The 23,062-nt window shown below is 45.3% G+C and carries 3 protein-coding genes; all 3 read left to right on the plus strand.

Translation table 11 applies throughout. The features are described 5' to 3' along the window. Positions 1–2 precede the first annotated feature (2 nt). From L1070_RS00120 to L1070_RS00130, 3 genes are read left to right on the plus strand one after another with little or no spacing between them, the layout of a single operon-like run. Positions 3–9,899: a non-ribosomal peptide synthetase gene (locus L1070_RS00120; RefSeq protein WP_237123988.1), complete on the plus strand. Its 9,897-nt coding sequence runs from the start codon at positions 3–5 to the stop codon at positions 9,897–9,899. Further along, positions 9,899–21,973 (plus strand): non-ribosomal peptide synthetase, encoded by a 12,075-nt coding sequence (locus tag L1070_RS00125; protein ID WP_237123989.1) that lies wholly within the window; start codon positions 9,899–9,901, stop codon positions 21,971–21,973. The genes L1070_RS00120 and L1070_RS00125 overlap by 1 nt, the downstream gene beginning before the upstream one ends. Positions 21,974–22,032: 59 nt before the next feature. Further along, positions 22,033–22,995, plus strand: coding sequence for a TauD/TfdA family dioxygenase (locus L1070_RS00130; RefSeq protein ID WP_237123990.1), 963 nt, complete (start codon positions 22,033–22,035; stop codon positions 22,993–22,995). The last annotated feature ends 67 nt before the right edge of the window (positions 22,996–23,062 follow it).

Consider the following 23,062-nt stretch of genomic DNA (forward strand, 5'->3'; position numbering starts at 1 on the left):
TAATGGATAACTTAGCGATTAAAGATTTGTTGGCCGAGCTAGACGGCCTAGGCATCTATGTGTATCTACAAGATGGTAAGTTAAAGCTCAGAACCAAATTAGCCAGTGTGCCAAGTGAACAGCTAGAGCGAATTAAGGCACATAAAGAGCAATTGATTGCTTACATGCAGCAGCACAACAAAAAGCAGGGACGATTATCATCGGCACAGCAGCGGATCTGGTTTATCTCACAATATGAAGGTCAATCCAATGCCTACAATATGGCTGGGGTCGTAAAGCTTTCTGAACCTGTGACTACTATTCAGGTTAAAGACGCAATCGATAGTTTGCTCATGCGCCATGAGGTACTTAGGAGCAATTTTATTTACCATGATCAAGGCACTATCCAGCGCGTAAACGAGCAACCAGAGTTTACTTTGCACACGCAACACGTTGCTCACAATGAAAGTAAGGCTGAGATCATTGAGCGTTTGGATACAGAGCTCAATTACTGCTTTGACCTTGAGCATGATTTGTTGCTTCGCGCGACTTTGTTTGTGGATGAAAGCGCCCAACGAGGACAGTGGCTATATGTTGCGATGCACCATATTGTTGCCGATGGCTGGTCAGTTGGCTTGTTTATTAAAGCCTTGTTGGTTGAACTCAGTGGACAAAGTGATACAACTGCTAATCACGCTTTACAATACTTAGATTACGTACACTGGGAGCAGCAATATCAGCTTAGCGATGATTACCAAAGTCAGCTTAACTATTGGCGTGAACAATTAAATGACCTTGAGCTGTTCGAGTTGCCTACCAGTTATCCACGTACTGCCAGTAAAAATTATCATGGCAGCACGTATCACTTTGAAATTAATAATCAGCAAGTAGCGGCGTTTGAGAAGCAGTGTCAATTATTCGAAGTCACACCATTTGTGGGCTTGTTGAGCGTATTTTATGCCGTATTGCATCGCTATAGTCAAAAGTCAGATATGACTTTAGGCGTGCCTGTGCTGAATCGTTCTATGGCCGAGTTTGAGTCCATGATCGGTTGTTTTATTAATACCTTACCGCTGCGGGTTAAGTGTGAGAGCAACGTAACGCTTCGCGGGCTGTCTGAACAGATCAAAGAGGTGGTCAAGCATGGGCTGGCAAACCAAAGCGCCGCAGTTGAAGATATTATTCGCTCGCAAGATTTAGCCAAATCAAGTGCGCATTCGGCACTGTTCCAAGTGTTGTTTAATTACAATGGCGTTGCACTCGATACCCTGTCGCATGGCGGCTTATCGGCTCAGTTATTCCCTGTTGATAACCATAGCGCTAAATTTGATTTGACCTTGAATATTGCAAATAGCGAGGCTGGTCTCGCCGTTAATATTGATTATTGCAACAGCCTGTTTGATGCACAACTTATTCGAGACTTTAGCGATGACTTTGTGGCGTTAGTTGCTGCATTTTATCAACATGCGGATGATTTTATCGCTCAGTTACAATTGCCAAGTGTTACGAGAGTCAATCAGTTATTAGCAAGTCAAAACAAAACGAGCAACCAATCCGTTGTAGAGACAATGCTAGCCCACGCTCAAACTCAGCCGCATAAGGTTGCCTTGCTTGAAGAGAGTCGGCAGTTAAGTTATGGAGAGCTTGATAGGCAAAGTGCTTTAATTGCAAATTCTATTGGCGCGCTAAGCGAGCTTGTCGCTAACACACCCATAGCCATATTGGTGCCGCGCTCAATCAACAGTGTAGTGGCAATGCTGGCGGTGATGCGTTCAGGTCACGGGTATCTACCGATAGAACAAGGCACGCCTGTTAATCGTGTGATAGAGGTGTTAGAGCAAGCTCAGTGCGACCAGTTAATAATCATTGATGATGCGCCGCTATCCAATGCTGATTTAGAGTCATTAAACAGCGCAAAAGTAAAAATGCATCATTTTGCAAACTTGTGTGAAGGGGATTTAGTCGCCAACCAAGCTGCACATATCGAACAAAACGATTGCGCTTATGTGATGTTTACCTCAGGCTCAACGGGGACGCCTAAAGGCGTGATGGTTTCACATCAAGCACTAAACAATTATGTTGCGGGCGTGAGTGAAGTGTTAGCGTTTTCATCTGAAACTCGCTCGGCGGTGGTAACGGGTCTGGCTACTGATCTATGCTTAACAGGGCTCTATCCGGTGCTCGCACAAGGCGGCAGCGTAGCGTTGATAGCTGCACAGTGTGAGTATCCAGAACCACAACAAATCGTGGCAGAGCTTTGTCACTGTCATGCGAATTTTATTAAGATCACACCATCTTTCGCTAATGAGTTATTGCCACAAATAGCCGAGCTTGAACAAAAACCAAACATAGAGCAGTGGGTGCTCGGAGGTGAGGCGCTCACAGGCAAACTGGTAGAGCAGATCCGTGAAAATTTTCCACAGGCAAATATCATCAACCATTACGGCCCGACAGAAACCTGTGTCGGCGTTACGTGTAACAAGCTTACGTCACAAAGTAGTGAGAATTGGGGGAGCTTTGCCATAGGTAAGCCGCTTTCTCATGTTGAAGTGAGAGTGTTGGATGCCAACCAACAGAGTGTCCCCATTGGAATGCCTGGAGAGCTTTATATTGGTGGCCATAGTGTAGCTTTAGGTTATATCAATGCACCAAAGCTCAGTGAACAAGCTTTTGTGACGTTGGAAAACGATAAACGGTTTTATCGCAGTGGTGACAGAGTCCGGTTGAACCAAGTGGGTGAGATTGAATACCTCGGCAGATTAGATAATCAACCCAAAGTAAGAGGCTACCGCGTAGATCTGGTGGAGATCGAAGCAAAACTTAACGCATTAGCTGAGGTTCAGGTGGCTGCGGTGGTGTGCCAAATGAGCAACGAACAGGCAAGCGTGGTCGCGCATGTTGTTACAAAGCCTAGTGTGTTAAGTGCAAAGCAGCTTAAGCACAGTATCAAGTCTGCGCTTAAGCTACGTTTGCCAGAACCTATGCTGCCAAGCGTAATCGTGCTTCATGACAAGTTGCCTATGCTTGCCAACGGTAAGATAGACCGTAATCAACTGCTACAGCATAAAACAGCTCTGTTGGGCCTTAATGAGGCTGAAAACATCCCACAAACACCGCTGCAAAAAGATCTAGTGCAGTTGTTTAAGCAAATTGTTGTAACTCAAAGCGTGGGAATTCACGATGATTTTTTCGCCATCGGTGGCCACTCGTTGTTAGCAATGCGTTTGCTAAACCAAGTTAGAACCCAGTTGGGTTATGTATTATCACTTAAAGAAATCTTTGCTAATCCAACCGTTGCCGAGCTGGCAAACATCATTGAGTGTCAGAGCAATCAAAGCAAAGACTTGCCACAGAAGTTAGAGGAGCATGCGTTGGTGGGCGAGCACCCATTGTCGTTTTCTCAGCAACGTCTTTGGTTTGTTGACCAGATGCAGGGGCACAGCAGTCAATACAACTTACAGGGCGTTTTTAAGTTAACTGGTCTGTTAGATGTTGATGCACTGACTCGTGCTTTTAAATATGTCATTGAGCAACAAAGTATTTTGCGTTTTAACTACCGAATGGGTTCCAAAGGACAAGCGGTTCAGTATCTCAATGATGCGCTAGAGTTTCGTATTATCGAGCGCTCACTCAGTGAGTATGACGCGCAGACGCAGGCGTATAAACTTGAAGAAATGGTACTGGCGGACTATCAACGAAGTTTCGATTTAACATCAGACTTGATGTTACGCGCGACGTTAATCAAGCAAAGTGAAACTCAGCACTCGTTGATAGTGACGATGCATCACATTGTCTCAGATGGCTGGTCTATAGACTTGTTATGTCGCTCGTTATCACAGGCTTATCAAAGTATTCGCAGCGGCCAACCGCTACCACCAGCGCAGCATTACAGCTATATTGACTATGTATATTGGCAGCGCGAAGGCCAAGGTACACAAAGCACAGCGCGAGACCTTGAGTATTGGCAAGCACAGTTAGCTGATGCGCCTAAGGTACATGAGTTGCCAACGGATCGTGAGCGTAGCAACAAGGTGATTGCAGGCGGTGCGCTGTATTGCCAATACATACCAAGCGCTTTAGTACAGCAACTTAGAGAATTTATAAAGCGTTCAGGTCATACGTTGTTTGTGACGTTACAGAGTGTTTTTGCTTTGTGGCTGAGTCGCGCGTCTAATCAGAACAAAGTTTTAATAGGAACGCCTGTTTCGGGCCGAACCAACACTGAATTTGAAGCCATCATCGGAAACTTCATCAACACCCTTGTTTTAAGTAGCGAGTTTGACGCTCAGACAACATTTGAACAGACCTTAAATCGCGCTAAGGCAACGCTGAACGACGCACTAAACCACCAACAGCTTCCGTTTGATGTGTTAGTTGATGCGCTCGCAACAGAGCGAAGCTTAGCCATTCACCCATTGATGCAAATTGTGTTTCGCGTGAATAATCAAGTCAATGAGGCGCTTAAGCTTGATGGTTTGCAAGTTGATATTGAAGACTCGCAAATACGCAGTGCCAAGCTAGATTTAGAGGTTAGCGTCATAGATGATGGTGAGTGCATGGTCATGGAGTGGCTCTATGATACGGCGCTTTGGGATGAAAATAGTGTCGCGCAGTTTTTTGAGCAATATTGTCATGTGCTTACGCAATGTATTGAAAATCAATTATGTCAGGTCAAGCAGCTGGAGCTATGTTCACCTGCAAAGCAACAACAGTTATTAGCTTATGCACAGGTGTTAGAGGTTGAGTCAAAAAATCAACATTGGCACCAGCGTTTTAGCGAGCAAGCTAAGCGTCAACCCCATGCCATCGCGCTACGAGATGGCGCGTTAACGCACAGCTATGAACAAGTCGATAAGCTATCAAATCAGCTGGCCCAATGCCTTGTAGAAATGGCGTTTGAACCACAAAGTCGGATTGGCATTTTATTACCATCGTGCGCGCAAATGGTGGTTGCGGTACTGGCGATTCTAAAGGCACAGCATGTGTATGTGCCGCTGCATAAAGATATGCCCGCCAGTGGTCTTGCTGACATTGTAGAAGATGCCGACATGGTAATGATATTGGCTTTTAGTGACGAAACTGAAAAGTTGATAGACAGTGGCACAGACTTTTTACTGTTGGATGATATTTTTGATGAAGCGTCTAACTTCAGTGGCTACAGCGACATGCCACTGGACATCGAAAATGGTGAGATAATGGCTCAAACGGGCCACGACGCTCTGTGTTACATCATTTATACCTCAGGCTCCACAGGCAAACCCAAAGGCGTAGCAATTACCCATACAAATCTCAATGCCTACTTGCAACACGCATGTGATCATTATCTTGGCAAGACAGCTTTGCGTGAAGCTGTGGTAAGTACGCCATTGGCTTTTGACGCCACCGTTACGTCATTAATCCCCATGTTAACGAGAGGTGGTACCGTTACGCTCATCAATGAGGGCGCTGAGCAACTATCGTCATTGGTTCAGATCATGTTCTGCGCACCGACCGATAAGCTGTTTAAATTGACGCCTGCACATCTACGTATTGTTCTAGCGCTATCAGAGCGCTTGGAAGCGAGCAACTGTGCGCACACCATGGTGGTCGGTGGTGAAGCATTAAGTGCAGACTTGCTGTTGGCATTGTCAGAAAAGCTCCCGCGCTGTCGATGGATAAATGAGTATGGACCCACGGAGACCACGGTAGGCAGCAGTGTATATGTTGTCGAATCAAGTGATGAGTTGGCGCAACTGACTCAAGCGCAAGATGTACCAATCGGATTGCCAATAGCACAGGCCGGCATGTTGGTTGTGGATCAATATGATCATATTGCCCCTGTGAATGTTGAAGGAGAACTGTTGATATCTGGCCCAGTTTTGAGCCCAGGCTATATCAATCGAACGCAGCTTAACAAAGAAAAGTTTGTTGAACTGACTCTACCTACAAGCAAGGGTGGTGCTATCAAACAGCGCTTTTACAGAACGGGAGATAAGGTACGCTGGCAAGCGGATACCGATGGCAACCCTAGTTATTTACGCTATTGTGGCCGCCAAGATAACGTCGTTAAATTGCGTGGCTATCGCATCGATGTGGGGGCAATATGTCACCATTTACTCACGATACCTGAAGTTGTCGACTGTGCAGTCACATTAGATGACGAGCAAGGTTCGCTGTGTGCACATTATGTATGTGCTAAGCAAAGCCAAGATAGTGAGCAACAATACAAAAGTCATTTAGCGCAGTTTTTGCCCGCTTATATGGTGCCAAGTCAGTTACACCGCGTTGATGCACTGCCGCTTACCAGCAATGGAAAAGTAGATGCTGATGCACTAAAAGAAAGCGTTAAGCTGGTGTCTCGTCAGGTAACAGAGCGCATAGAGCTTACTTCACTAAGCCCGTTGCAGGCGTATCTACTACAGCTATTTAGCGAAACATTAAAACGTGATGACATAGGCTTAAATGATAATTTCTTTGAGCTTGGTGGGCACTCATTGCTGGCTATTCGTTTGATAAGCCATATTCGTGATGAAAAGCACCTTGATGTCACGCTGGAGCAGCTTTTTAAAACCCCAAGCATTTCAACGTTGTCTGAGGCGCTTGAGCATAGCCAGCAGATTGCGTCTGCAGAGGGAATTGTGCCAGTAGTACGAACACAGCGCTTACCTCTGTCGTATGCTCAGCAGCGTTTATGGCTGATTGAACAAGTACAACAAGGCTCCATGCAGTACCATATGCCAGCCAGCTTTAAGTTTAATGGTCAACTGGATATCACAGCCTTTGAACAAGCTTTGCAGGCTATTGTTCAGCGCCATGAGGTGCTGCGCAGTATTATTTTGCCAGGCAGCAGTGGCGAGCAGCCAGAACAGTTGGTAAACGACCAATTTAATGTCCCGCTACAGGTTGTTGACTTATCATCGTTTGATGCGCACACCCAGCAGCAAAAGTGGCAAGAGTTAGTGGCTCACGCTCAGCAACAGCCGTTTGATCTCTCTGCGGACTTGCTCATCAGGGTGCTTCTTGTGCGCTTTACAGAACAAGATCACAAAGTGCATTTCAATATGCATCATATTGCCAGTGACGGCTGGTCGATGGCTATCTTAGTTAAAGAGTTTATTGCTTTTTATCGTCACTTTAGTAATGAGTCAGGCTATCAATTGGCTGCGCAATATGTGCAATCACTGCCCGTTCAATATGCAGATTTTGCCCATTGGCAACGCCAAGAAAAGCATCAGCAAAGCATCACTCAATCATTACGTTATTGGCAGTCGCAACTGAGAGACTATCCACCTTTACATCAATTGCCATTGGATTACCCAAGGCCCGCTGTACAACAGCTATCGGGCGATACATTGGTACAAAACTTATCAATTGAGCAGCTTGCGGCAATTAAGCAACAGTGTGCGCAGCAGGGGGTGACCCTGTTCATGTGGTTACACAGTGTATTTTCATTAACGGTCATGCGTTTTAGTCAAACACGAGATGTGATGACGGGCTCTCCCGTTGCGGGTAGAGAACACAGTGAACTGTCAAACCTCATTGGTCTTTTCGTTAATACACTGGTTATCAGGGCGCGTGCAGACGAGACAATGGGTTTTGTTGACTTTTTAGCTCAGCAAAAGCAAGTCGTGTTGGATGCATTTAAACACCAAGCAGTACCGTTTGAGCAGTTAGTTGAAACCTTAAACCCAGCGCGTGACTTGGGTCACCAGCCACTGTTTCAAATTCTGTTTGCTTTACAAAACAACGAAGTCGTCGACTTGACCCTACCGGGAGTTGAAATAGCGCAGTTGCCCGATGATGGTCATAACATGAAGTTTGACTTAGAAGTAAATGCTATCGAATCTGCATCAGGGATTAGCTTGCAATGGAACTTCGCCACATCATTGTTCAAAAAGTCCAGCATCGCTTTGATGGCAAACTCGTTCAATGTGATGATCAATGCGTTACTAGAGAACCCTCATCGTTCGGTTGATACAGTTCCCGTGATGACTGAACAACAGCAAAGCAAACTGCTACAGGCACATACCCATGAGCAAGTGATTGACGACAATCGCACGATTGTGGAGCGCTTTGAGGATGTTGCAACACGCTACAGTCAAGAAACGGCTGTGATTGGCCCTGATAATACTCAGCTTAGTTTTAGCGAACTTAGAGTGCAGGCGCAAAAATTGGCAGCCCTGATTCACTCACAAGGCGTGAATCAAGGTGACAACATTGCCATTTGTTTACCAGCGTCAAGTGAGATGATCGTTGCGATGCTGGCCGTGTGGCAGCTAGGTTGTGCGTATGTGCCTATCGACCCTAAATTACCAAAGCAACGTATACAGTTTATTTTAAATGACAGTCGCGCTCGTACTTTGCTGGTAAGCAAAGCCTCGTCTGAGTTCGCACTCCAGAGTCAATGCAATGTTGTAGTGGTTGATGATGTAACACGTTGGCAAGGAGTGCCTGTGCTTGATGTACTGCCAAACATAACTGCGCAGACATTGGCGTATGTAATTTACACCTCAGGTACAACAGGCCAACCAAAAGGGGTAGAGATCAGCCATGCAAATCTGGCGTTGTACTTGGCACATGTACGGGAAAATTACCTAAACAATGCGCTCACATGCTCGATAGTCAACACACCATTAGCGTTTGATGCAACCGTAACCTCAATATGGGGCGCGTTGTTACACGGTTTGAGCGTTAAGGTTGTCACCTATGATGACACGCAGTTAGATGTACTGTGTGAGGAATTGTTCTCACCGTCGGCCAAGTTGTTCAAGGTCACGCCTGCACACTTGCAAGGCATCCTCAGTATGAGCGCAGGCAAAGAGGCATTCACTGAGCATACCGTGGTGGTCGGTGGTGAGGTTTTAACCACTAAAGTACTAGAACAACTAAGTTACAGACTGCCCAATGTGTTATGGGTTAACGAATATGGCCCAACGGAAGCTACGGTTGGCACCAGTGTTTACTATGCGCGAACGGCGCAGATCCAAGCGTTAGTTGCCCAGCAGGCGCATAGTGTGCCGATTGGCCGAGCTATTGCAAACACACAACTTGTGGTGCTAGATGAGCAACACAACCCTGTACCACAGGGCGTGGTCGGTGAGTTATACATTGCAGGTGACAACCTCGCCCGTGGCTATTTGGGACAACCCTCATTGAGCGCACAGAAATTTGTATCCTTACCTTTGTCTGCAAATGGCGCGCCAGTGAGGTGTTATAGAACAGGCGATAAAGCAAGGTGGCTGAGTTGTGACGCAGGCAAAGCGGATCAGTTACAGTACTATGGTCGAACAGATCATCAAGTTAAGTTACGTGGTTACCGTATTGAATTAGGTGATATCAGCCATTATTTAAACGCACTACCGGATATTAAAGAAGCCGTTGTAGCACTTAACAGTGATGCATCAAACCTTGAAGCTTATATTGTTCTGACAGCAGGCGACACCCAGCAGTTGGCTGATAAACAAGCCAAAGTGATGAGCGCTCAACAAGCCGCACCATTATTGTCGCAATTGGCCGAACACCTACCCAGCTATATGTTGCCGCAAAAGTTTGTGGTGCTTGCGCAATTGCCGCTGACAAATAACGGCAAGGTGGACGTTAAAGCCCTGCAAGAGATTGCGGCCGAAACGGCCATTGATACCGAAAATGTTGCACCTAGAAATGAGTTTGAACAAGCACTACAGAGTATTTTTGCAGCGCTGCTAAACGTCGAAACTTTAGGTATTACCGACAATTTCTTCGCGCTTGGAGGGCACTCATTGTTGGCAACGCAATGTGTCGCTTTGATAAAAGAGCAGTTAGAAATAGATATGCCCGTGCGGGTATTGTTTGAACGGCCAACGATAGCGGCTTTATCACAATGGTATGCAATTTCTGAGGCGGTGAACAACGCCACACCCAGCGATAGTCAAACTGACACTTCTGAAGAGATGTTTTTGTAATGAATGAGCAAACCTTATTAATTGAAAATCTGATTGGTGAAGCACTGGCCGCAGGTATTACCTTATATGAAAAAAATGGTGGCTTGGCATTTAAGCAAAATGGTGAATTTCCTGATGAGTTGAAGTCTCGTATTGTCGCAAACAAAGCTCAGATCATTGAATATTTTGTACAACAAAAGTTTGCGAAAAATAGCAATAAGAGTAGCAACAAAGATCTGCTTATGGTGTCTCGCAGTGAACCTTTACCACTGAGCTTTGCACAAGAAGGCTTGTGGTTTATAGAGCAGTTACAAGGTTCAAAGCAATATTACATGCCTGTAGAGTTCAAGTTGTATGGCTCAATCGACGTTGGCGTCTTTAAGCAAGCCATTGCTGAGGTGATCAGCCGTCATGAACTGCTGCGTACCCAGTTTGTCGCAGATGGCAAAGGCATCCCGCAGCAACATATACAATCGCAAATAAGTACGCCATTTACGTGGATAAATGCCAGCGAATTTCCATCTTCCTTGCGCCTTGAAAAAGTACAACAAGCGCTGATAGATCATCAACAACAAGGATTTGATTTAGAACGTGGCCCTTTATTGCGTGTACTGTTGGTGTCGGATGCCAATGAACACTGGCTAGCGTTTAATATGCATCACATAATTTCAGATGGCGCGTCAATGGTGCGCCTAGTGATGGAAATAGAAGCTATCTACCGTGCACGTTTGGCGCATGTTGAACCATCTGTACCAGAGCTTGCGATTCAATATGCTGATTATGCACACTGGCAGCGCGACACGCTCAGTGATGAGTATTTGACAAATGCCATAGGTTATTGGCAAAGCCAGTTAGCGGATTTAGACCCGATCCAGTCTTTACCAACAGATAGGCCAAGGCCTGCCGTGCAGGCGTTAGTAGGACAGGTACTACGCCAGCAGCTGAGTGTGGCATTTAAACAAAGCTTACTCGAACAAAGCGCTAAGCAAAATGTTACCCCATTTATGTGGGTGCTAAGCTGCTTTATGTTATTCATTGGCAGGCTCAATCAAGCCGATAAAGTGTTGGTTGGCACGCCCGTTCATGGGCGGATTCACCCTAAACTTGAGCCGCTCATTGGTTTATTTGTTAATACCATAGTGATCCCCGCACAGCTTAAAGAAGACAGCCCCTTTTCTGATTGGCTGCAAAAGCAAAAAGAGCAAATATTGCAGGCATTTGAATATCAAAATATGCCGTTTGATAAGCTTGTGGATGCGCTGCAGTGCAAACGAGATTTAAGCCATCATCCTTTAGTTCAGATCTTATTCACGTTAGAACAAACCCAACAAGACTCATTTACTCTACCTGGGCTTGCCATTGAAGAAGTTCGAGCGCAACAAAGCGATTGTGCGATTAAATGTGATCTTGAGCTAAATGTACAATTGAGCGAGCAAGGGGTGTTGCTTAACTGGAAATTTGATAGCGCCTTGTACGAGCGTGCGACCGTTCAGAATTGGGCAGACAGCTTTGCCTTACTGCTTGAGCATGTCAGCGCTTGTCCAGATACAGTCTGCGCGAGTATTCCCGTAGTGACGTCGCAGCAACAGCAGGCATTACTTGCTCAACCGCAGTGTAACCATGTTAGCTGGCCGAAAAATACAAATCTAGTCAATGTGTTTGAGTCGTGTGTAGAGCGCTTTGGCCAGCGCATCGCACTCACTGATGAAAAGAGTACCTTAACATACGAGGAACTGAATGTACGCGCTAATAAATTAGCTCGGGTGTTGTTGGCACAAGGTGTCAGTAAAGAGCAACTTATCCCAGTCAGTGTGGGTCGCAGTGGGGACCTTGTTGTAACACTATTGGCTATTCTAAAGGCTGGGTGTGCATACGTGCCGATTGCCCCTGACTACCCACAAGATAGAATTGATTACATCATCAATGATGTGAACGCTGCTAGGGAGAGCACCAGCTTACTAGTTTGTGATGAACTCAGTTATACACGCCTTCATACGTTAGCTGACAATGTTATCAACATTCATGACCCTGAAATTTATCGTGGCCTTGACGATACATCGAACCCAAATATCGATATTCAGAGCACACACTTGGCGTACATGATTTATACCTCAGGGACCACAGGGCGACCAAAGGGCGTGCAGATAGAGCATCGTCAGGTCGTGAGGTTGTTATTTACTGAGCCTAGCTTATTCGATTTTAATGAACAGGACGTTTGGACGTTATTTCATTCTTTTTGCTTCGATTTTTCAGTGTGGGAAATGTATGGCGCGTTGCTATTTGGTGGCCGCTTAGTGGTGGTGAGTGCCGAGCAAAGTAAAGACAGTGATGCATTTGCAAAGCTATTAATCGAACAACAGGTGAGTGTACTGAACCAAACACCTAGCGCATTTTATGTGCTACAAAGCGCTATGCTGGCACTGGACGAAAGTCAGCTTGCCAAAAATCAAATACGCTATGTGATATTTGGCGGCGAGGCGCTTGCGCCTGCGAAACTTGCGCCGTGGGCTAAGCGTTTTGCCGATTGCGCGCTTATAAATATGTATGGCATTACCGAAACGACGGTACATGTTACTTATAAACGTATTACTGAACATGAGATATCCCAAGGTGCCAGCAATATCGGGCTTCCCATTCCTACCACATCTTGTTATGTATTAGACAAACAGCAACAGCTGTTGCCTGTGGGGGCGATTGGTGAGCTGTACGTCGGTGGTGATGGGGTTTGTCGTGGTTACTGGCAACGAGCAGAACTCAATGCTGAGCGCTTTATTGCAGACCCCTTTTCAAGTGGTGGCAAGCTTTATAAAACTGGTGATCTAGTTCGCTATTTAGCAAACGGTGAACTGCTTTATATAAGCCGTATAGACGATCAAGTCAAAGTACGAGGCTATCGTATTGAGCTGGGAGAAATTGAGAACCAACTTCGTGGCCACCCGTGGCTTGATGAAGTTGTGGTGTTGCTCAATCGTGATGACACGCTAGGGGCGAGAATTTGTGCTTTTGTGGTTGTTAGCAGCCAAGCACAATTTGATGATTTAACATCGCAGGTGCAGCAATATTTACGCCAGACACTGCCCGAGTTTATGCTGCCAAGTAGTGTAATTGCTGTGTCCGAAATGCCGTTGACCGTTAATGGTAAGGTCGATAAAAAAGCACTATTGGCGCTGGACATCGTGAGCTCATCAAGTGACACGTTTAGCGAACCCAGCACACCCATTGAAAAGCTCATCGCAAACTGCTTTTCTGAGGTGTTGCAAGTGCCTAAGGTTGGTCGCGACTGCCATTTCTTTAGATTGGGCGGCCATTCATTGTTGGCAACGCAGGTCATAACCAGATTACGTGAGCAGGCCAAACTTAATCTCACTTTAAAAGACTTATTTCAGCAACCCAAAGTCAAATCTCTCGCTGCTGTTGCACAGAACAACCAAATTCAGCGTGATTCGGGCTTTGAAATGATACCCATTGATCGTAGCGAGCAATCTATATTGCCGTTGTCATTTGCACAGCAACGTTTGTGGAGTATCGATCAAATTCAACAAGGCAGCCTTGAGTATCATATGAGCGCGGCGTTTACGCTCAAAGGTATGCTGAACATTGATGCATTTTCGCAAGCTTGGCAGGCAATTGTTGCACGCCATGAAGTATTAAGAACCTGTATTGTTAAGCTCCAAGACGGCAAACCGAGACAGAAAATCAATGAGGTACGCGATAACATCGTCAATTATGTTGACGCCAGTGCGCTCAATGAAGAACATAAGAATAGACTGTGGCTAAAGGTGTTGCGTGATGACAGACAAACGCCATTTCGGTTAGACAGTGATGTAATGATCCGCGTTGTGTTGGTGAAGTGCAAAAGTGACGATTACAAACTGTTAGTTAATATGCACCACATCGCATCAGATGCTAAGTCTCTAGACATTCTGGTTGCGGAGTTTACCCATTTTTATCATCACTACGCCCATACTCAGGCGTTGCCAGAAAACTTGAGAAATGCGTTGTCTGTGCAATATGCCGACTATGCACTTTGGCAAAGAAATACCCTAAGCGGTGAAACTCTAGAACAGCATAAAGCATTTTGGGTCAAGCACTTGGAAAGTGCGCCACCTTTACACCAGTTACCGCTGGATAAGCCCAGAACGAAACAACTGGCGACACAAGGCGCGTATGTGACGCAAAGATTCAATAAGGCAACATGTGAAGCTATCCGTGCTCACTGCCAACGTTTGGACATTACCACATTTACTTGGCTACACAGCGCTTATTCGCTATTGATAGCACGCTTTAGCAACAGCCGAGATGTAGTAATTGGGTCGCCTTTTTCGGGTCGAAACCACACGCAACTTGAGCCGTTGGTTGGATTTTTTGTCAATACTTTACCGATCCGAACAGTTTTGACGTCCAATATGAGTTTTGAAGGGCTAGCACTTGCACAAAAGAATTTACTGCAAGAAATACATCAGCATCAACATATGCCTTTTGAGCAAATTGTTGAGCAATTAAAACTCAGTAGAGACTTAAGTCATCAAAGTGTATTTCAGCTAACATTTTCGTTGAATCCCCAGATTGATACGCGATTAAAGCTAGCTGGCCTTGAAACGAGAGCAATAGAAACCTTAGCGGATCAGGTTAAGTTTGATATTGAACTAAGCTGTACCGAAGAGCTGGATGACCAAGGACAATCGCAGTTGCGTTTTACTTGGGCGTACAACACTCATTTGTTTAGTGAACACACCATACATGCCATGAAAAATGCGTTTGCGGTACTTGTAGAGCATATTATTCAGACGCCAAATCGCAACGTGTTTGAATTACCTTTGCTAAACAAAACTCAGATACCCAGCCATATCATTCATGGCAAATATAGCGAGGGTGGCCATGGGCAAACCGTGATTGATCAAATCGCCAGTGTTGCCTTCAATAATGTATCGAAAAATAACATCGCACTGATAGACCCAAATAGTACCCAAACCGCTAGCTATCAATGGTTGCAGCAGCGCAGTACAGAGTTGGCGCAGTATCTACTGGCAAAAGGACTGTTAGCAGAGCAGTGTGTGATGGTCAGTATGACCTCGGGAATAGATCTTGTGGTGAGTATGCTCGCGGTATTGAAAGCTGGTGGCTGTTATGTACCAGTTGACCCGGATTACCCGCAAGCAAGAATCGATTTTATCGCCTCTGACTGTCAGGCAAATTGGTTAATTACTCGCAGTGAAAATATCGATAAATTTTCGTCTACTTACCACGCTGACTGCCACGTATTGTGTATTGATGACTACCACTTAGAGCATGATGTTATGGTTGCCTCTAAAGAGGTTATGGGTTTACCTGTGGTGAAGCCAGAGCAACTTGCATATGTGATTTATACGTCTGGCACTACAGGTAATCCTAAAGGCGTGATGATCCCGCATCAAGGTTTAATGAACCTGTGCCTGTGGCATCAGCGAGCGTTTAGTGTGTCACAGCAAAGTGTTGCCAGTCAAACTGCCAATATTGCGTTTGATGCCGCAGCGTGGGAAATATGGCCTTATTTGTGCAGTGGTGCCGCAGTATTGACCATTACCAGAGACACGTTAAATTCGCCGTTGGCACTATCTGACATGTTGACGCGTCATAAGGTGACACATAGCTTTTTAGCGACCCCAATCGCTGAAGTTATGTTGGCTGACAAAGAATTTTCGCCGCAGTATTTGCATTACTTGCTGGTAGGTGGGGATAAGCTTAATCAAGTGGATGTATCCGATCACCCCTTTATTATTGTCAATAACTATGGACCAACCGAAGCGTCGGTTGTGGCTACCTCGGGTGCTGTGATAACCAAAAATCAAGCGCCTGATATTGGCTCCCCAATAGACAATACGAGTTTGTATATTCTTGATAATTTGCAACAGCCTGTACCTAAAGGCATGGTGGGTGAACTGTACGTGGCAGGAGAAGGGCTAGCCCGAGGGTACTTGCATCAAGCGCAATTAACACAACAACGTTTTGTCACACTTAATTGTGGACAAGGCAAGGCGGTCAGAGCCTATCGTACCGGTGATTTGGTGCGTTGTGTGGATAACGACAGGATTGCGTATATTGGTCGCAATGATGAACAGGTAAAACTACGTGGCTACCGAATTGAACTGGCAGAGATAGAGCAGGTATTACTAAACCATGACTCGATTGATGAATGTGTTGTCCAGATCTGTTCTTCATCTAAGCAGATCAAACAGTTGGTCGCGTTTATTGTTGCTAACGAGAGTACCAAACAGGCATTACAACATGGCGTGAGCCAATTGGTCACCCGTAAACTTCCTGTATACATGCACCCGCATCGCTATGTATTTTTAGCGCAGTTGCCACTAACAGCGCACGGTAAAGTTGATCACAGAGCGTTAAATGAATTGGCCCTCGAGGGTGAACAAGTCGTACAAAACAGCGTGAGTAATATCAGCGAACCACTTGACAGCACACAGGCGCAGCTTTTAAACATTTATCGTGATGTGCTCAACAGTGAGATGTTCTTGGCAAACGATGACTTCTTTGCCCATGGTGGAGATTCAATACTGAGTATTCAAATTGCCAGCCGCGCTCGTGCAATTGGTTTATCAATTTCGGTTGCGGACGTATTTAACTACAGTAGCGTTGAAGCACTGGCCAAACAAGTACCACAGTTAAACACTGGACAAGACGCATTGTCACAAGTACAACCTTATGCTGGCAAGTTTACTGCACTGCCTATCCAGCAGTGGTTCTTTGAACAGCAGTTTTCACAACCGACCCATTGGAATCAGGCGCTGATGCTGTCGCTGGATAAATCGGTGTCTTTACATCACATTGAACAGGTGATGCATACGCTGATAGCTCATCATGACGGCTTGCGTATTGTGGTTGATGGCACACAGCTTGAAGTGGCCAAAGAGGTTGCGCTTGATGAAGTGATGGAGCATATTGATCTTACGTCAGAGCCTAACTGGCGCGCAAAGCTCGTTAAAACAGCTCAGCAACTACAAACGAGCTTTACATTTGAACGTGGCAGTTTATTACGCGCATGCTATATCACAACGCCAGAGGACGAAAGTGCTAACCGACTTCTACTCGTCGCACACCATGTGTTAATTGATGGCGTGTCGTGGCGTATTTTGCTTGAAGACATGCAACATGCAGTTGAAAATGTATTGAGAGCGCGTGCGCCAAAGCTGCCTAAACTCACCACAAATTTAAAGCTTATCAGTGATTTTTTTGCAGCTCAGGGCCAAGTACTGACGCATTTACAAAAGTGGCAGAGCTTGGCGCAACATGCTAAAAGTCCCAGTGTTTTAGCGCTTCCAGACAATAGGAAAACACAACCTGCGAGCTGTGCAAACTACAAGTTTAGCTGTTCGGCAGAGGCAACGAGCACGTTGCTCAAAGAGGCGAATCAAGCCTACGGCACTGGTGTGCAAGCATTGTTGCTCAGTGCATTGCAGTGGTCGATGATGCGCCATTATCAAACCAAGTCCCAGATCATTATGCTTGAGGGGCATGGCCGTGAATTGCTACAGCAACAGTTTGCGAGTGATCGCAGCGTTGGTTGGTTCACATCATTGTTTCCATTGCATTTATTCAGTAACGCAAACAACCTAACAGAGGTTATCTGTAATGTTAAAGAACAGCTCGCCACTACAACTCATATTGCAAGTAGTTATGGCGCGTTGCGATACAACCACTCATCAAAAGCTGTACGTGAGTCATTACACATAGACACCCAAGATAAGATATTTTTTAACTACCTAGGCCAGCTCGATGGCGCGCTTAATAAAACAGGGTTGATAGCGGATGCACAAGAGTCGGTTGGTGACTTACACAGTGATTTAAATCACCTTTATTATGGTCTGCAAATTACAGCAGCAGTAAGTCACTCGCAGCTTACATTATCGTTTGATTTTGATAAGAATCGCATCAGCGAACAGCGCGTTGAAGCATTTTCAGAGCACTTTGTACAAAGCTTGAACGAGGTGGTCGGTCACTGCATGGCGCAAACCGATAGGCACTATACACCGAGTGACTTTAGTTTATTGAAGGATGTGTCAAGGCTTCAGCTACAAAACCTGATAGCGCCATTTGCGAAACAACACATCGAAGATATCTACCCGATGAGCATGTTGCAACAAGGCATGTGGCTGCATGCACAGCGACACACGCAACATGCACCGCCATATCTAGAGCAAGCTGTCATGAGGTTTGAAGGTGAGCTTGATATAGAAGCGTTCGCCTATGCTTGGCAGCAAGTGATTGCTACACATAGCATACTTAGAAGTGCCTTTGTCAATGCAATGGATGAGCCGCTGCAGTTAGTTTTCACACAATGTGAGCTACCGCTGCACATTGATACACCTGTTTTAGCGCAGCAAACCGTAGAGCAAATGTCAGCGTATATTGCCAACATCGCTGAGCAAGAGTATGACGCGGGCATTGATTTAACACACGCACCGTGTATGCGCTTACGTCTTATTCCCTTTGTTGATGATCAATATGGTTTTATCTGGACTTACCATCACTTGATTATGGATGGCTGGTCACTACCCATTTTGTTTGCCAATTTAATGACTTTATACAATGGACGTATAAAGGGGCAGGCAATACAAATAGTAAAAGATAATTATCGTGATTATATTGCTTATCTGTTAAATAAAGACGCAGATGGGGAGCGCGCATTTTGGCGAGATTATCTGTGTCACGCTAGTGAGCCAACCTTATTAAGCGCACATATTGCCACGCATACTCTAAGTGAACCGCAAACAATTAGAGAGCTTGAGGTAGAACTTGAGCCCGAGAAATATGAGCAATTGAGACAGTTTGCTCAAGCTCATGGCTTTACTCTCAATCACGTGTTGCAAGCGGTTTGGGGATACTGGCTTAGCATCTGTTGTGATAAAGACTATGCATTGTTTGGGCAAACCATTTCAGGCAGGCCGAGCGACTTTGTCAATGTGGAGCAAAAAGTTGGCTTGTATATTAATACTCAAGCCGTGAAATTGAATATACCGACCTCAGGCACTGTTACTAATTATATCTCTTCGGTTAAACATAACCATTTGCGCCTAGCAACGTATAGCCATAGCGCGCTGACTTTGGTGCATGACTGTAGCGAGATTGAAAATGGCAGTGAACTATTTGATGCACTGTATGTTTTTGAAAATTATCCAAGCGACCCTTTAGATAATACTGAACATACGCCGTTTAAGGTGATTCAACAGTCACACAAAGATGAGACTCATTACCCAATTACCTTTGTGGTAGGCACTGGGCAACGTTTGTCGTTGACATTGTGCTATGACACAAGTCTGTTTAGCCATTGCACAGCAAAGCAAAGTTTAGAGACCATCCAATGGCTGCTAAGTGCCTTTATCAGCGCGCCACAAACTCAGTTGAACACAATACCTTTAATAGCAAGTGATAAACGCTTTTTAGACATAGATACATTCAGCTTTGCTGTACCAAGCAATTCAGACTTTGTGCCGTTTAGCAACCAGAGCACCATACAGCAAAGGTTTTCTGACATTGTTGTGCGCAGCCCACAGGCCACTGCGATAGAGTATTATGCTGATGACCAGTTACAAACCATCAGCTATCAAATGCTCGATAAAAAGGCCAGTGATTTAGCGTGTTATCTCAAACACCAATTACCAGAGCGCGATGCACAGCCCATCATCGCGGTGTGCTTAGCGCCGAACTTTGAGTTGATAACGGCGATTTTGGCGTGTTTAAAGCTAGGAGCCGCCTATTTACCTGTATCACCACAGCTACCATCCGAGCGCCGTCATTTTATGGTCGATAATGCTAAAGCGGCAGCGCTTATTACTAAGTTAGATGCTTGGCAAGATGAGTTACCTGAATGTTTGTGCATTGACATGCAAAGTGCTGACACTGACGCATTTGAAAACAACAACCTTGAGGGTGTGGTTCATCATCAACACGACGTGTGTTACGTCATTTATACCTCAGGTACGACAGGCGTGCCCAAGGGTGTAATGGTAGAGCAGCGCAGTGTATTGAACTATGTGTCATTCTTGAGTGAGTGTTACACCATCACTGCTCAAGATAACTATTTGCAATTTGCCAGTTGTAGTTTTGATGTGTTTGCTGAAGAAGTGTTTTGTACGCTGTTGAATGGGGCCACGTTGGTGATGAGTGACACCAATCAGCTGTTATCGGCAAGCGGCCTAGCAAAAGTTGCCAAGCGCTGCGAGTTGACTTTGATGAGTTTACCGACGGCCTATTGGCACCAGTTGGCATTAGAGCGTGTTGATTTGGGAGAGCAGTTGCGAGTGATCACCATAGGCGGCGAGCAAATGCAATTGTCAGCGTTATCGGCCTGGCAACGTAATTACGGCAGTCGAGTCCGGTTGATTAATGCTTATGGTCCGACTGAGGCGACTATTTCAGCAACTTTGCAAGATGTCACCAACCACATCAAGGGTGATATTTCCATTGGTAAACCGGTTGCGGGTGTGCAACTGGCAATCTTAGACAGGCACTTAAGAGCACTGCCAAGTTACATATGCGGCGAACTACACATCAGTGGTCACGCCTTGGCTCGCGGTTACCTGGGCGATACTGAAAAAACTAACCGAGCCTTTATTACGTTACCTCACTCCCAACAAAGACTTTATAAATCAGGCGATAAGGTACGTTTGAACGAAAGCGGAGAGATTGCCTTTATGGGTCGATTGGATGAGCAGGTTAAAATTAGAGGCTATCGTGTAGAGCTTGCGGAGATTGAGCGCAATTTGCTGTTGGATAATAAAGTTGCAGCGTGTGCCGTGGTGATCCGTGATGACGCATCAGGCTCAAAACAATTGGTGGCGTGCTTGGTGACTCACAAGCCTGTGACTGAAGCACAAGTTTGTGCTGAGCTTGCATGTAAAGTGCCTGAATATATGGTACCTCAGCATATCGTTTTCCTTGAGGAACTACCGTTAACCACCAATGGTAAGGTTGACCGTAAGCGCTTGGTCGAGCAGGTCAAAACGCTTCAGCAGCATGTAAACACCAAGATGAGTGAAGTACATACCCCGTTGCAAAGTGCGTTATCAAGTCAGCTCAAAGCATTACTGAGTTTAGAGCACATTGGTCTTGACGATGACATATTTTCCCTAGGTGCTCATTCTTTACTCGCGATGCGCTTGGTGGGTCAGCTTGGGCATATATTTAATTTATCTGTGCCTATTGATTTTGTGTTTCAACATCGCACCATCAGAGCGCTCAGCGATGCCATAGAATCGCTTTTACACGCCAAAACGCACAGTAGTGAGCCATCTGCGTTGAGCACTTTGATGTGTTTACAAGCTGGGCAAGCAGGATATGCACCGATTGTATTAATTGCTGGTGCTGGTGGCCTACTCATGGCATTTCAGACACTAGTGCAAAACTTAGATGAACGCATCCCAGTCTATGGTTTACAGCCTGATGAGATTGCTTGTGAGTCTCATATCATAGCGTCGGTTAATGCCACTGCAACTTACTACTTAGATGCACTTAAACAAGCAGGATTGACCGAACAGGTACATTTAGTTGGACATTCATTTGGCAGCTTTATTGCCTATGAAATGGCACAACACCTACAGACGAACCACTTGGGTGTCACTTTGACTGTTTTGGATACACCAGTACCAACATCCCAAGTCGAGCGCTTTGATGATAAGCAGTGCGCGTTGTTCATTCTAGAAAACTTTAACCAATTTTTCTCCTTACAGATGAGCGCCGAGCAGTTATCACATTATCAATCGTTAGACTCACAGCAACAGCTTCAGTGGCTGAGCAACTACTTGGCTCATTCTGGCTATCGTTTTTCAATCGAACAATTGGATAGATTCAGACGGGTGTTTAGCGCTCAGATTAACGCACCAGTTCAGTGTGACTACAAACTGGATGAAACCCCAGCATTGGTGATTAAGGCCAGTGATACATCAAGTTTTGCCGGTGAGGCGTTAAGTTCTGATATGGGCTGGGCTCGGCTTTGTGAGCAAATACAAGCAGTTGAACTGTCATGTAATCATCTAACAATACTTCAGCACGGTAATGCCCGTGAAGTTGCCCTGTTATTGGAAAAGAATTATGTACTCAATTAACAAATGTAAAAAATATGTTCTACATTGTAGGCCTTATCTAACAAAAGGATGGGATTAAAATGGATCAATTACTATCAGTAAAGATGGACAAAAGCTCCGGGGTTATCGATCATCGGATCCATGACCTGTCGTCACAAAAACAAAGTGGTTTAGCTTGGGTGAAGGACCATGTCGAACAGATTAATCACTGGGTTAATTCTGATGGTTTTGCGCTGCTAAGAGGGTTAAATATTGTTAGCAGTAATCAATTTAGCACCATATTGGAAACCATATTTGGTGAGCCTTTGAGTCAATATGTATATCGCTCATCACCACGTACGGCAATGAGAAACAATATCTACACCACAACTGAATACCATGCCGATCAGGTGATCTTACAACATAATGAAAATGCCTATTCAAACCGCTGGCCGATGCGAATGGGCTTCTTCTGTGTTGTTCCGGCAAAAAACGGTGGTGATACGCCGCTTGCAGACAGCCGTGTGGTCTACCAGAACATACCCGAGTCTATACGCGACAAATTTGAGCGCCTCGGTGTGATGTATGTTCGCAACTATGGCGAGATAGATTTGCCTTGGCAGGAAGTTTTTCAAACACAAAGTAAAATGGAAGTAGAGGCTTACTGTAAGGAAAATGATATTGAGTTTGAGTGGCAAGGTGACAGGCTACAAACTCGCCAGCACCGTCCTGCAGTAGCAACACACCCGCAAACGGGCGAAAAGGTTTGGTTTAATCAAGCGCACTTGTTTCACAGCTCCAGTATTGATGGACAAATGCCTGACTTGATGCGCGCCAGTATCGGTGAACAGCGGCTGCCAAGAAATGCTTATTATGGTGATGGTAGTCCCATCGCGGATGAAGATATTCAAGTGATAAATCAAGTCTATAAAGACGCAACATTCTCATATCAATGGCAAAGAAATGACATTTTACTGCTAGATAACATGCTTTATACCCATGGCCGGCAGGCATACAGTGGTGTCAGAAAGGTGCTGGTCGGTATGGCAAAAATTGTTAGTTAAGTATTCACGTACAGACTAACGCGTGCTCAGCTTGTTTACTCAAGCGCGGTTAGGTTTTGTTAGTAGT

Source organism: Pseudoalteromonas sp. MMG022 (assembly GCF_021654245.1).
Taxonomy (GTDB): Bacteria; Pseudomonadota; Gammaproteobacteria; order Enterobacterales; family Alteromonadaceae; genus Pseudoalteromonas; species Pseudoalteromonas amylolytica.

Bases quoted from the DNA above. Each gene is read 5' to 3' on its own strand.
- L1070_RS00120 (WP_237123988.1), top strand. From the start codon at position 3: ATGGATAACTTAGCGATTAAAGATTTGTTGGCCGAGCTAGACGGCCTA.
- L1070_RS00125 (WP_237123989.1), top strand. From the start codon at position 9,899: ATGAATGAGCAAACCTTATTAATTGAAAATCTGATTGGTGAAGCACTG.
- L1070_RS00130 (WP_237123990.1), top strand. From the start codon at position 22,033: ATGGATCAATTACTATCAGTAAAGATGGACAAAAGCTCCGGGGTTATC.